Source organism: Thiothrix lacustris DSM 21227 (assembly GCF_000621325.1).
GTDB lineage: Bacteria > Pseudomonadota > Gammaproteobacteria > Thiotrichales > Thiotrichaceae > Thiothrix > Thiothrix lacustris.
In genome coordinates this window covers 78,007-92,189 of sequence record NZ_JHYQ01000012.1, presented here as the reverse complement: position 1 = coordinate 92,189, position 14,183 = coordinate 78,007, and the positions used below count along the sequence as shown (strand labels likewise).

At 48.6% G+C, this 14,183-nt stretch carries 13 protein-coding genes; 6 read left to right on the top strand and 7 right to left on the bottom strand.

Features of this window, described 5'->3' with window-relative positions:
* Positions 1-20 precede the first annotated feature (20 nt).
* The 6 genes from Q394_RS0106390 to Q394_RS0106365 all read right to left on the bottom strand — a co-directional run bounded on the left by Q394_RS0106390 (position 21) and on the right by Q394_RS0106365 (position 4,866).
* Entirely contained in the window at positions 21-737 is a 717-nt protein-coding gene (locus Q394_RS0106390; RefSeq protein ID WP_028488545.1) for an anti-sigma factor, read from the bottom strand.
* Positions 734-1,282 carry a sigma-70 family RNA polymerase sigma factor gene (locus Q394_RS0106385; RefSeq protein WP_038140709.1) on the bottom strand — a complete coding sequence of 183 codons (549 nt, stop codon included), beginning with the start codon at positions 1,280-1,282 and terminating at the stop codon, positions 734-736. Before Q394_RS0106385 ends, Q394_RS0106390 begins: the two co-directional genes overlap by 4 nt.
* 142 nt (positions 1,283-1,424) lie before the next feature.
* Positions 1,425-2,351, bottom strand: coding sequence for a LysR family transcriptional regulator (locus Q394_RS19340; RefSeq protein ID WP_051542937.1), 927 nt, complete (start codon positions 2,349-2,351; stop codon positions 1,425-1,427).
* Positions 2,352-2,459: 108 nt separating this feature from the next.
* Entirely contained in the window at positions 2,460-2,999 is a 540-nt protein-coding gene (locus tag Q394_RS0106375) for a hypothetical protein (RefSeq protein ID WP_028488543.1), read from the bottom strand.
* Positions 2,987-4,174, bottom strand: coding sequence for a class I SAM-dependent rRNA methyltransferase (locus Q394_RS0106370; protein ID WP_028488542.1), 1,188 nt, complete (start codon positions 4,172-4,174; stop codon positions 2,987-2,989). Before Q394_RS0106370 ends, Q394_RS0106375 begins: the two co-directional genes overlap by 13 nt.
* Positions 4,168-4,866: an SDR family oxidoreductase gene (locus Q394_RS0106365; RefSeq protein WP_028488541.1), complete on the bottom strand. Its 699-nt coding sequence runs from the start codon at positions 4,864-4,866 to the stop codon at positions 4,168-4,170. The genes Q394_RS0106370 and Q394_RS0106365 overlap by 7 nt, the downstream gene beginning before the upstream one ends.
* Before the next feature lie 167 nt (positions 4,867-5,033).
* On the opposite strand from Q394_RS0106365, the gene Q394_RS0106360 reads away from it, so the two are divergent.
* Both Q394_RS0106360 and Q394_RS0106355 read left to right on the top strand, forming a co-directional pair.
* Positions 5,034-6,200, top strand: coding sequence for a YncE family protein (locus Q394_RS0106360; protein WP_028488540.1), 1,167 nt, complete (start codon positions 5,034-5,036; stop codon positions 6,198-6,200).
* Positions 6,201-6,237: 37 nt separating this feature from the next.
* Complete coding sequence (locus tag Q394_RS0106355; protein ID WP_028488539.1) at positions 6,238-7,563, top strand: PKD domain-containing protein; 1,326 nt, start codon at positions 6,238-6,240, stop codon at positions 7,561-7,563.
* A gap of 59 nt (positions 7,564-7,622) precedes the next feature.
* Here Q394_RS0106355 and fusA read toward each other — a convergent pair whose 3' ends face one another.
* Entirely contained in the window at positions 7,623-9,719 is a 2,097-nt protein-coding gene (fusA, locus tag Q394_RS0106350; RefSeq protein ID WP_028488538.1) for an elongation factor G, read from the bottom strand.
* Between the two features lie 407 nt (positions 9,720-10,126).
* On the opposite strand from fusA, the gene Q394_RS0106345 reads away from it, so the two are divergent.
* The 4 genes from Q394_RS0106345 to Q394_RS0106330 all read left to right on the top strand — a co-directional run bounded on the left by Q394_RS0106345 (position 10,127) and on the right by Q394_RS0106330 (position 14,130).
* A complete protein-coding gene (locus Q394_RS0106345; protein WP_028488537.1) occupies positions 10,127-10,825 on the top strand; it encodes a response regulator transcription factor in 699 nt (232 codons plus the stop codon).
* Positions 10,816-12,447, top strand: coding sequence for a HAMP domain-containing sensor histidine kinase (locus Q394_RS0106340; protein WP_028488536.1), 1,632 nt, complete (start codon positions 10,816-10,818; stop codon positions 12,445-12,447). The genes Q394_RS0106345 and Q394_RS0106340 overlap by 10 nt, the downstream gene beginning before the upstream one ends.
* A gap of 154 nt (positions 12,448-12,601) precedes the next feature.
* Positions 12,602-13,426: a hypothetical protein gene (locus tag Q394_RS19335; RefSeq protein ID WP_051542934.1), complete on the top strand. Its 825-nt coding sequence runs from the start codon at positions 12,602-12,604 to the stop codon at positions 13,424-13,426.
* 134 nt (positions 13,427-13,560) lie between these two features.
* Positions 13,561-14,130 carry a M23 family metallopeptidase gene (locus tag Q394_RS0106330; RefSeq protein ID WP_028488535.1) on the top strand — a complete coding sequence of 190 codons (570 nt, stop codon included), beginning with the start codon at positions 13,561-13,563 and terminating at the stop codon, positions 14,128-14,130.
* The last annotated feature ends 53 nt before the right edge of the window (positions 14,131-14,183 follow it).

Below are 14,183 nucleotides of genomic sequence, written 5' to 3'. Positions count from 1 at the left end.
GAACATACCGCGCTAACTGCTTACCAAGCAGCCAGTTCACCCGTGAACATCATTGCCCCCGTTGGAACCGGGCTTTCAGGGGCATTCATCGGCTCCATACTGATCGCAAACTCACGGACATTTGCCATATCTTTCCAGACTTTGCTGTCAATAGGCATCCGGTGATCATCGCCTTTAGCCAGTGTCCCCATGCGCATCAGAGGCATGTTTTTGTCTTTGGGAACGCACCAGATGGTGGGAACCATGCCCTTGTCATCAGGCAACGCTCCACTGGGCATATCGAAGGAAATTTCCATCGCATCATGACTGACCATTGCCACCATCATTTTGTCTTGCTGTACCGGGGATTTCATCATTGCCATGTAAGCAGCCGGTTGGCTATTGATATTCAACAACAATACCGTCATGACCGACGCAGCTATCGAAGCAAACGCAGCGACCGACCACGGCAAGTAACCCTTAAGGCTTGCTAGCCAGTTTGACCGGGCAATACTGGTTTGCTGATCAAGCTTAAGCTCCTTACTGATCTGTTGCCAGACCTTTGCTGGGGGTTTTTCAGCAGGTAGCAGTTCAACCAGCGGAGAAAATCGTTGCTGATAAGCATCGGTAACAGCGCGTAAGTACAAGTGTTTTTGCTGTAACTTCTCGAAACGCAAGCGTGCCTTACCCTGCAATGTTCCCAGTGCGTAGGACATCGCCAAATGTTCAAAAATCTCTGGGTTTTGGTAGCGTTTCATTGTAAGCATCCCCTCAATTGTTCCAGTCCACGACGTATCCACGCCTTCACTGTTCCTAATGGTTTGACCAATGTGCGGGCAAGTTCATCATGGGTTTGCCCATGGTAGAAGGCTTGTAGGATACACTCGCGCTGTTCAGGCTTAAGTGTTTCCAAACAATGCCACAAGCGCTGGGCATCTTCGCCCCATTGGTGCAGGGCATCTGGCTCTGGTTCCAGTGAAGCAAACTCCAAGGTTTCGTACTCAACATCCTCACTGGATTCTGGGCGGCTTTTAACTTGACGGAGCTTATCCAGCGCCTGATTACGCACGATGGTTGTCATCCACGTCATCGCACTAGCCTTACTGGCTGAGAATTGTGCAGCATGGTGCCAGACTTTAATAAAACCTTCCTGCAATACGTCTTCAGCTAATGCCTCATCACGTAATAGGCGTTTACAAACAGCAAATAGGCGCGGAGAGGCAGCATCGTACAAATGCTGAAATGCCTTCGCATCCCCCTGACCACTGCGGATCAGCAGTTCATTCAATGAATGCGGCTCCATAATATTCCTTCGGTTTTACCTTAATACGTTGCGCAGCACGGTTTGGATTCAAAAACAGCGAAAGTCATTGTAATAGAAACCGCTACCAGCCCCAAACGCAAAAAAGCATCCCGAAGGATGCCTTTTAGAACACTGAATACAGTCAGGCTTTTGCTAACTTGCCCCGTGCCATGACGCCACCAACGGCTGATTCCAATTGGTTACGCATCCACTGATGTGCCGCATCACCCTGATGGCGCTTGTGCCACAACATAAACATAAATACCGATGGCATATTGAAGGGTGGTGTAATGGATGCAAACCCTGATAAGGCTCCCATACGCAACATCCCCGGCGCCATTGCCAGCAAATCACTGCCACGCATGAAACTTGCCATGTCCGAAAAGTTAGGCACACGAATCGCCACTTGCTGCTCCAATTCCCGCGAAATCGGCGCTGCCAACGGCACAACGCGCTGCCCATCAACCAAATTAAGGCCAACATAGCGAGCATTACGGAAATCGGCCAAAGTACGCGGTGCTTGACGCACACTATCATCAAAGAAACAGCGCGGCTGATCAATGAACAAACGTTTGTAGAGAATATCCCCGCCTTCTGGTGCTACCGGGGAAAGCAGTAAATCCGCCTTGCCAGTCCGTAACAGGTCCAATGACGGGTATTCTGAAATAATGGTGCGTAAGGAAAACGCCTTAGTTTCACTAGCCACTAAGCGATACAGCTCTGGCAAAATCAGGTCACGCTGGAAATCGTTAGTGCCCACCGTGAAATGCATCACGGACTGTTTAGGCTTGAAGACTTGTTCGGCCGTTAATTGCTGCATATCAGACAATACCAAGCGCATCCGCTCACCGAGATTTTCAGCACGGGCGGTAGCAACGATTTCTTGCCCACCGGTACGTACAAACAACGGGTCATGAAACACAGAACGCAGCTTAGTCAGGCAATTACCAATCACGGTTTTGGTAATACCCAACTTATCAGCGGCGCTAGCAATCGACCCCTGTTCCAATACGGTCAGGAAAACGTGCATCGAATGGCCATCTAGGGCAAGGTAGTCATTATCTTTCATACTAATGATGTTAGCAGTTTGTTTTTATTTATAAAAATACATAAAAAAAAATTTGCTATTAGTTTTTTTGTGGTCAATAACCAACAGGCGAAAAAATAACACCACTCATCACCAAAATGCCAATATCAACAACACCAAACCCACCAACACCAATAACAAAACAAATAGCAACGACAACACGCCCAAGATGAGCGACAGCGGATTTACCAAGGTTCCAATGCTGATATACGAGCCAACCAACTCACGCGCCTCACTCGCCATCGAACCAATGCTCCACAAACTTTTCGCGGAACTCAGAAATCCCAGCTTTTGCACCTGACCGGCACGAATACCCTGCACTGTTTCCTGAATTTCACCTTTAGCATCCGTCATCATGCGCCCGGCAATATTAGGCAAATCCTTGATCTCTTCCAGCGCCCACCAGAAACGTAGCAGGATCAACAGTGGTAACATCACCACACCGGCAACGATGAGCGCACTACTCAAGGAAAAGCCTTTGAGGAAAAACAGCCAGATGAAAATCCACACATCCAGCCCCACCCCCAACAAAGCCGCAAAACGCACCTTGTCGGACACGCTATCCACCAGCGGCAGTAAACGCTCAAAAATAACCAGTAAGCGGGCTTGTTTCGTTTCTACTTCTGACATACCAAACCTTTGAGGTAATAGCCTTCAGGAAATGCCAAGCGCGTCGGGTGGTCAGTAGCCTGATCCAATTTATGCAAAATACGCGCATCACACTCTGCATCCACCGCCGCATCGGCGACAATTTTCTGGAACAAACCGCTTTCCATCAGACCCGAACAGGAAAAGGTGAACAACAAACCACCCGGTTTGAGCAGCTTAAAGCCCAACAGATTAATATCCTTGTAACCCCGTGCAGCCTTATCCAGTTGCTTGCGGTTTTCAGCAAATTTGGGCGGGTCAAGCACCACAATGTCAAACTGGCGGCCTTCGTTACGGTATTCGCGCAACAGTTTGAAAACATCACCACAGATGTTTTCCATTTGTTCTGGCTGAAAACCATTCAGAGCAGCGGCTTGTGCCGCCAGATCAAGCGCGGGCTGAGAAGCATCGATATTAGTGGCCTGTAACGCCCCACCGTGCAAAGCTGCAATCGAGAAACCACCGGTGTAGGAAAAGCAGTTCAATACCGTTTTGCCTTGCGCATATTGCTGCAAAGCGCTGCGATTATCGCGCTGATCGAGGTAAAAACCTGTCTTGTGGCCGTTAATAACATCAACGCGATAATGGCGCTGTTCTTCCATAATATCGAGGTAAGCAGGCGGCATTTCGCCTTGGAGTAATCCACTGGTGGTTTCCAGCCCTTCTTTTTTACGGACTTCCACATCGGAACGCTCGTAAATACCCCGACAAGGAATAGTGGCGGCTAACGCATCCACCAAGGTGTGCTTCCAGTATTCCGCGCCCGTAGTGAGGCATTGCATCACCAGCCATTCACCGAATACATCCACCACCACACCGGGCAGGCCGTCGGATTCAGCATTGATCAATCGATAGCCAGAGTTCTGCTGCGGAATACCCAGTTGCTGGCGGTATGCCAAGGCTTGCTGAATGCGGCCGATGAAGAAATCGCGATCAATCACCGCTTCCGCAAATGTCCACAAGCGCACCTGAATTTGTGACACGGGTGACCATGCCCCCATCCCTAGCAGATCGCCATTAGCTGCACGGAGTTCAACCGTTTCGCCAGACTGCGGGTTGCCTTTGACGTGTTGGACAGCACCTGAAAATACCCACGGGTGATGAGAGCGGACATTTTTATCGCGTCCCTGCTTAAGGACGACCTGCCCACTTACCACGGGATATTGCTGCCATCGATATCGAGCAAGCGACCTGAATCAGCAAGCGTGATGTTCGCTAGATTGCGCTTCAGAGCGGTGACAGATTCTTCGACGGATAACTCACCATTCGCCCCACCCATATCGGTACGTACCCAGCCAGGGTGCAAGGCAATCACGGTAATGCCTTTGCGTGCCAAATCGTGGGCAGCACTCTTGTTCACCATATTCAGCGCCGCCTTGCTGGAGCGATACAAATAGCTACCGCCGGAGGTATTGTCCGTCACACTCCCCATTTTACTGCTCATATTGGCAATGATTTTGAGTTCACTCAAGGCTACGTTGTCGGTGAAGTCCTGCATCATCAACATGGGGGTAATCACATTAATGTGCAGCACATCGAGCCATTCTTGCGTTTGGCAATGGCCAAAACCTTGCGTGCCCCAGTTGCCGGAAACCCCAGCGCTGTTGAACAGGATGTCGATGGGCTGGTCTTTGAGCTGAGCTGCTAGAGAAATACGTTGCGCATCACTGGCTACATCCAACAAATGAATGCTGATGTTACCGCCTGATTGCATCGCCAGTTTGTTTAGATCATGGGCATTCTCCGGGGAACGGCAGCAGGCCAGCACGTTCCAGCCATCAGCGGCATACTGGCGGGTCAACTCTAGACCGATACCGCGATTGGCACCTGTGATCAGAATAGTGGACATGGAAATCTCCTCATAATATTTGAGGATCAAGTATAGCAGCGTCACTGTAACCTGTGGGATGCCCCCATCAGGTAAATTCACTTTATCATTTTAAGTTATCACTACCGCTGATGTATAATATAGAATAATAAGACCTTATAAAAAATCAATAACAACAGAGGCTCACCATGAAGACAGGGAAAACCCTTTCCATCACCTTACTATCCAGCATACTCACCGCCTGCGGAGGAGGTACAGGTGCTGCACTTGGAACAATTGAAACAAACACGCCTGCAACTACCGTCTCCACAACGACAACAACTGGCACCATTAGCACTATCATCAATGTCGCCCCTGATACAACAAGTAGCACCATTAAGAGTAACGCGCGTTTACTGACACACAGTGTTATCGATGCCGCCTACAGTAATTCTCTAGAACGCTTGATCACGGTCAGTTCATCACCCAAGAATGCGCTAAACATCATCAACCCAACAACAGGCGAGCAACAAGTAGTCTTATTAAACCTTGCGCCAACCAGCTTATCCATCAGCCCAGATGGTAAAACAGCGGTCGTCGGACACAGTCAAGCGGTTACCCACGTTAATCTACAAGCGGCCAGCGTGTTGGATTTCTATGACAACCTTGGCTTTAACGTATTTGATATTACCTTAGGAGACAATGGCATCGCCTATGCAACCCCTACGAGTAACACGTTAAACGATTTCCTCAAAGCCATTAACTTGGGAACAGGCGAAGTCACCTCCAGTGACACCGTTGTACAAATGGGTGGGTCTTATGTGGCATTCTCATCCACTCCCAAAGGCTTGTATATTTACGACAAGGGCACACTGCCTGCGGATTTAATCAAAGCTGATACAGCCACGCCACCACAAGCCCTGTATGACTCCCCGTATAACGGTGACTATGATATCGGTAGCACTAATGGGAAAGGCTTATGGTTAACAGAAGATGGCAGCTACATTTTAACGGCGGGTGAAACCTTATTCCGCACCGCAACCACTGAAGATCAGGACATGCTCTACCAACGCAGCCTGTCAGACAACGACAACGACCCAAACACCTTGCTACTCCATGCCGACCATTCGCAGGCAGTAGAGAAGTTCGTGGTGATTCTCGACAAAGGCATTACAGGTGTTGGCTCAGAATACAGCCTGAAAACTTACACGATGCCAACGCTCAACTTAATCGATGAAAAGCTAACCAGCGATTTAACCCCCACCAGCAATAATGACACGTCAGTGATTCCACAGTTTGTGTTCTTCAACGGTGATGGCACCAAACGTTATGTCATATTGCAACAGGGGGAGGGAACTTACCTACTAAACATCTAACTATCCATAACAACACTTGAGAATAGGGGGCTATCTCTTGAAAACCAATCAACTCTTGCCTGCACTGGTGGCAGGCACACTATTGACGGCATGTGGCGGTGGCACAACCACCTCGAGCACCACAACAGGTGGTACTAACGTTATTATTAGCAGCGTCGATAACACAGTCGTGGATGCTAGCAGCATTTATACAGGCAACAGCACGCTTGCCTTACTGAACACAAGCAACAGCATGACATTTGTTGATTTAGCATTAGGTACTGAAAACATTAATAATAATCTTAGTGCGTCACGCTCAACGGATACTGTCTCACAGAGTGAAACCAGTTTACTTCGAACACAACAGATGTTGTCCGCATTAGCCTCTCAGCAAATAGCCAGACAACGTTATCAAGCACGGCTAATCGACGTCAGCGACACCTGTCCTAACGGTGGAACAGCATCTGTCAGCGGTGAAGTCAGCAACATCACCTTCACTGGTACGCTACAAATGACCTATAACCAGTGCAAAAGTGAAAATATCACCACCAATGGCACGGCTTTATTAGCGATTAATGCTTTCAACGCCCAGTATCAAGAAGCAAGCTCCTACACCATTAGCATGAAAGGTTTAAGCATACTCGTCGATGACGTGCCCTACACTTCGACCGGCACATTACGTACTGACGTGGATATGGCTACACAGCAAAGTACATTGCTGATTAACCAATACCAGCGCAATTTGAGCACGGGCAAACAACAATTCATAGACAATGTCTCGATGCTAGTAGACAAAAGCGGCTATACCACGATTAGCGGAAAATTCTGCGAAGATGTGCAAGGTTGCATTACCACGACGACGGTCACACCGCTTCTGTTTGCCGAGGATGGTGTGCCCCTTGAAGGTGAAATAGTCCTGAACGGCGCTGCCAACAGCAAAGTACAAGTCATTGCACAAGGCTATGATACGTCCACCCCGCCGCAACGCAACTTACAGGTCAATCTGGATGCCGATGGCAATGGCCTATACGAATCACTTTCGTTACGAAACGCCTCTGTATTGAAAAATTTTTCCATAACATCCAATGCAGCGCCACAAGTTGTCGTATCTCTACCCAGCTCAGTCACACTGGGTGAACCGTTGATACTGGATGGCAGCAACACTACTGACCCCGAAAATGACTTTCTCACTTATCAATGGACCATCGAATCTGCGCCACAAGGCAGCGTTGCGACACTGACAGCAGCAGACAGCATGACGGCCAGTTTCATCCCCGATCAGCAAGGTTCGTACACCTTCAGCTTGAAAGTGACTGATGCTTTCAACAATACCAGCCTAGCGACTCACGAACTGACCGTTATAGGCACTACACCCAACCTCTGATAACAAAAAACCCCCGCCAGTCACCCGGCGGGGGTTTTTCATGCCGAAGGCGGAGAGTCTTACTTCTCAGCTTCCAGTGCTTTCTTACGCTCTTGCGCTTCCTTGATAACCTGTTCAGAAACAGATTTCGGGCAAGCCGCGTAATGTGAGAATTCCATCGAGAACTGGCCACGACCGGAAGTCATGGTACGCAGGTCGCCAATGTAACCAAACATTTCGCTCAACGGCACGTCAGCTTTGATACGTGCACCGATGGGAGCAGTATCCTGATTTTTGATCATCGCACGGCGACGGTTCAAGTCACCGATAACATCACCTACGTGGGAATCTGGTGCGAATACGTCAACTTTCATGATCGGCTCAAGGATTTGCGGGCCAGCTTTTGGCATGGTTTGACGGTAGCCGCCTTTCGCCGCAATTTCAAACGCGATGGCAGAGGAGTCAACCGCATGGAAACCCCCTTCGCGCAAGGTGACTTTCACGTCAACCACAGGGTAGCCAGCCAATGGGCCTTTTACCATGCTATCGCGGAAGCCTTTGTCGATCGCAGGCCAGAATTCACGCGGTACGGAACCACCCACAACCACGGATTCAAACGCATAACCTGCGCCGACTTCGTTTGGTTCGATGGTGTAGTCGATTTTACCGTATTGACCAGAACCGCCCGACTGCTTCTTGTGGGTATAGCTGTCTTCAACGCGGCTGGTGATGGATTCACGGTAAGCAACTTGTGGTTTACCGATGTTCACTTCCACACCATGAGTACGCAGCAGGATGTCGACCTTGATGTCCAGATGCAACTCGCCCATGCCTTTGAGGATGGTTTCGCCAGTTTCTTGGTCAGTTTCGATGCGGAAAGACGGGTCTTCTTTCGCCATCTTGTTGAGAGCAACACCCATTTTTTCTGCACCGGCTTTGTTCTTTGGTGAGATAGCCAAAGAGATAACCGGATCAGGGAATACCATCGGTTCGAGAGTAGCCGGATTCTTCACATCAGACAGGGTATGACCTGTTTGTACGTTCTTCAGACCAACCAATGCGATAATGTCACCTGCTTGGGCGAAGTCGATAGCGTTGGCTTCATCCGCGTGCATTTCCACCATGCGGCCGACCCGTTCGGTTTTGCCGGTGAAGGTGTTGAGAATGGTGTCGCCGGTTTTCATGGTACCGGAATAGATACGGGTAAAGGTCAGTGCACCGTATTTGTCATCCATGATCTTGAACGCCAGCGCACGCAGTGGGCGGTTAGCATCAACAATCGCGAATTCACCAGTCGGGTTGCCTTCGAGGTCAACTTCAGGCTGTGGTTTAACTTCAACCGGGCTAGGCAGGTAATCAACCACACCGTCGAGTACGTTTTGTACGCCTTTGTTCTTGAAGGCGGAGCCAGCAAACGTCGGGAAGAAGTCCAGCGCGATAGTCCCTTTACGGATGCAACGCTTGATGTCTTCAAGGGAAGGTTCCTCACCACCGAGGTACATTTCCATCATGTCGTCGTCTTGCTCAACCGCTGTTTCGATCAGCTTTTCACGCCATTCTTCGATCTGGTCGAGCATATCAGCCGGTGGATCTTGAATGGTGTAGTTCATTGGGTCGCCGGAGTTATCCCACACCCAAGCTTTGCGGGTCAGCAGGTCAACGATACCGCTGAATGCATCTTCCACACCGATTGGCAGAACCATAACCAGTGGACGTGCGCCCAGTACGTCTTCTACCTGCTTAACAACGCGGTAGAAATCAGCACCCAAACGGTCAAGCTTGTTAACAAAAATGACGCGGGCAACGCCGGAGTCATTCGCATAACGCCAGTTGGTTTCAGACTGAGGCTCAACACCGCCGGAACCACAGAATACGCCAATACCACCATCTAATACTTTCAGTGAACGGTAAACTTCAATGGTGAAGTCAACGTGCCCTGGGGTATCAATAACGTTAAAACGATGGTCTTTCCAGAAACAGGTAGTCGCCGCAGACTGGATAGTAATCCCGCGCTCTGCTTCTTGCACCATGAAGTCGGTGGTAGCAGCGCCGTCATGTACTTCACCGATCTTGTGGATTTTGCCGGTCAGTTTCAGGATACGTTCGGTGGTAGTGGTCTTGCCAGCGTCAACGTGGGCAAAAATGCCAATATTTCGGTAAAGTGTTAAGTCAGTCATTTTTCCAAATCTCAAAGAAGAAACGCAGGAATTGCGGATAAGGCGACGATTGTAAAGCATCTTTAAGCATGGAGTAAGAGGAAATTCAAGCGGGATTTGCAGAAATCCATGCTTTCTCTATGACATCCTACGGGAAATTACACCGACTCATCGGCTTCTGCACATAATCTGCAAAGCATTTCCGACGTATTTCCACAATATTGAGACAATGTCTGCAAATCTTATCGGTAGCATACATTCCTGACACTACTCACCAAATCGGGTACTGACAGGATGATAAAAATAATCTTCACTTACGGTCAGTTTCCCGATGGGCTTGAATGCATGAGCCCGGAGACTCCTGAGCCCCGACCGACGGCACGACACCCGTCAGTTGGGGTTTATTATTTTCTGTTAATATCAGCACCATGAATAAACATATCCTCATTGCAGACGACGACCCTCATATCCGCGATGTGATCAGTTTCGCGCTGGAAAAAGCCGGGATGCAGGTCACGCAAACTGAAGACGGACGTCAAGCCCTCGATACCTTTCGCCGTCACCCAACGGATCTGATGGTGCTAGACATTAATATGCCAGAACTGGATGGACTGGAAGTCTGCCGTGAGATCCGCAAATTTTCCGAGGTACCCATTTTATTTCTGTCTTCACGTGACGATGAAATCGATCGTATCTTAGGATTAGAAATCGGTGGTGATGATTATGTCACGAAACCCTTCAGTCCACGTGAACTGGTGGCGCGTATCAACGTCATCCTTAAACGTACCCAGCAGCAAAGCAAACCTGCAACGGAAGCGCCTCAGGGAACATTATGCCACGGCCAACTCACCATCCAGCCAGAGCAACACATGGCTCACTGGAATAACACCCCCTTAAGCCTGACGGCCACCGAGTTTGCCATGTTACAACTGTTTGTCCGCCAACCCACCCGCGTATTCAGCCGCGACAGTATTATGGGCAACGCCTATGACAGCAATGTGTATGTCAGTGATCGTACTATTGACAGCCATATCCGCCATATCCGCCAGAAATTTGCCGACGTTGGCTGTGAAAATGTAATTGAAACCGTGCACGGGGTTGGGTATAAACTTGCTTCATGCCAATAAATGCCCATTTACCCTTACCACGCAAAACCCTATTCAGGCTGCGCAGCATCCTGCTGATCGTCATGCTCGCAGTATTGGCTTTGCCACTCGGGGGGCTATATTTCTTCCGTATTTACGAAAATGAACTGGTTCAACAAACTGAGTTAGAGCTGATTTCACAATCAGCCGTGCTAGCAGCGACTTTTCGTCAATTGGTACGCGACCAACAACGTGATAATGACTACGGCTATGTACAGTTTTCCACCTCACTAACGCCTCCAAACGCCTCCTACAACCCTGATAAATCAACAGGTAAAGTATTTTATACCCCCGTTACTCCCAGTGTTGACCTCATTGCCCCGATTGAGCCGCCTCGCCCTGATGCTCGCCCTAGCACTCAAGCCGTTGACCCGATTGCCCGCAAAATCGGCCAGCACATGAATCAAATCCTACACGATACCCAACAAGTAACACTTTCTGGCATTCGCCTACTAGATGCGAAAGGCACGGTCATTGGTGGACGTGAAGAAGTGGGCTTATCACTGGCGCATATTCCAGAGATCAAGCAATCGTTAAAAGGCAAATACGCCAGTATTATCCGTCAGCGCATCTCAGACGAATCGCCTCCACCGCTGTACTCCATTAGCCGGGGAACGCATGTACGCATCTTTACAGCTTTTCCCATTATTGAAGAAGGACGGCTACAAGGTGTTGTTTACCTTTCTCGTACCCCGACCAACATTATCAAACACCTGTACGAAAACAAAGGTGTCGTATTACTCGCAACACTGAGTTTATTGTTATTGGCAGTACTACTCGTTTTATTTGTTTCTTCCACTATTTCACGCCCGATTCGGGAACTGTTACGGCAAACTGAACGAGTACGCCAAGGCGAACAACGCGAAGTAGACCCCATTCAAAACCCCGTCACCAAAGAAGTTGCACAACTATCCGAAAGTTTTGCAGGCATGTCACATGCTCTAGCGGAACGTTCCGATTATATCCGCCGCTTCGCCACACATGTCTCACATGAATTTAAAACGCCACTGACCGCTATTCAAGGTGCACTCGAATTACTACACGACCACATCGATACCATGCCCTTCGAACGCCGTGAAAAATTCATTCAAAACCTGCTAGACGACACACAACGTCTCAAGAAGTTAGTCAATCGCCTGCTAGAACTTGCACGGGCGGATGCCCTCGAAACCAGCAAAGACAGCAGCAATCTACCCAACCTATTCAAAGCGCTCAAAAATCGCTACCAAGATAGCGGGTTAACATTACACTTCAATAACCCACCCCCAGCTATTGCACTCGCCATCGCACCAGATGCACTGGAAGCGATAGTCACCAACCTATTGGACAACAGCCTCCAACACCAAGCCCACCGCATTGATATCGACACCGATACAAATGCAGATACCCTGCAACTGCGTCTGCACGATGATGGTGAAGGCATTTCCATCGCCAACCGTGACAAAATATTTATTCCATTTTTCACCACCAAACGCACCAAAGGTGGCACTGGGTTAGGACTAGAAATAATCACCTCCATCCTCAAAGCCTATGGCGGCAGTATCCGCTTGGGTGAAGCCACACAAGGGGCAGAGTTCATTGTAGAACTTCCCCTACTTCACTAACGCCAGCAGCCTCACAGCCTATCGCGCTTCCACTACCGATCAACAGGATAAGGCCTTTCCAAAACTCGCTGGAAAGGCAAAATATCGAATCCAAAACCCCTGACCCCGAGTAATCCCCTGCCGCCTCACCGACAGGCAACTGCTGAGTAATGCTATGCGTTATCTGAAAACACTGCTTCTAGTGCTATTGTTCCTCACCCCAACGTATGTACTGGCCTTTGTTGCCCCAGCAACCGTTGAAGTACAAAGCCAGGATTGGGGTGACGCCGACCCCAAGGATGTGCAGACTGTCTTACAATCAGTCATTGAGGTGATTTCACCCTATATGGCAAAGCGTACCTTCGGCGACATTATTGTCAGAAATGATACCAGTGGACCCATCTCACTCTATGAAAAAGGCCCCACGAATGAATACATCATTCTCTTAAACGTCAAAGGACGTTATTGGGCACAACTGTCCTATCAATTTTCCCACGAAATGTGCCATCTCATGTCGAATTACGACTTAGAACCTAAGAACGTCTCAAAACAGCAATGGTTTGAAGAATCACTCTGTGAAGCCTTCAGCCTATTCGCACTAGACAAAATGGCACAACAATGGGCAAGCAATCCCCCCTATCCGCAGTGGCAAGAGTACGCCCCGAAGTTCACTGACTATAAACAAGAAATGTTCAAGCAAACCCATCGCAGACTACCCAAAGGGATGAAAATGCCAACCTGGTATAAGCAGTATGCCCAAACACTCAGTGCCGACCCTTATGCACAAGGGCGTGATCTAAATGAAGTGGTGGCCAACCAGTTACTACCCATTTTTGCCGAAAACCCAGAAACGTGGACCACCATCAATTACTTAAATTTAGGCGATGATAGTCAAGATAAGTCACTCAACAAACACCTACTCGATTGGCAGGAAAATGCGCCATCTAAATGGACGTCCACCATTAAAGAAATCAAGCAGATTTTGCTCAATCCAAGCTAAAAAGCACCTTTCTTCGGAAAAAGGTTTTTTGACGCCCAAAATAATTTTATAGTACCCTACTGGAAAAGATGAACTTTTCGACAGTACATCCGTCTTAAAAATAAGAATAGCGGTATTATATTAGGGTGCACACAATGAACAAAAAACCATTGCTACTTTTATTAGCATTAACCATATTCATGATTGGCTACTGGATACCAGAAGATCGTCATGTTCCAGTAGAAGGTACGCAAGTCTACGACCTAAATACGGCTGCTTACGCCTACAAAGTGGGCGGCTTAAATGCACAAAAAGGCATTAATATTTTTGCCAACAAAGGCACTGCCGTGGAAGCAACAACCAGTGGCCTTGTGCTTTATCATGACAGCACACCAGATGGTGAGCACTCTGTTTGGGTACTAGGTGCAAAATGGCGCTTACATCACTATGCCAATCTGGAGCAAGTCAGCGTCAAAACAGCCTCATGGGTCAAAACCGGCCAAAAAATTGGCAACATTGGCGCACCAGATCGTAGCAGCCCTGTTGCCTCCAGCCTGTATTATTCTATCCGCAGCCTGCCACCACAGGTAACCGAATGGAAACCAGAGCAATCCATGGGACTGGATCAGGTATTTTATGTCAATCCACATGAGTTTTTAACCGCTTATCAGAATGACAATACGGCTCATAAAGCACCGAATAAAAAAGATGAGCAGCATCCCTAATCCCCTAAAATTATGACGTTCGGCTCTTCCAGCGTTAGAATGTGGCTTTGCAA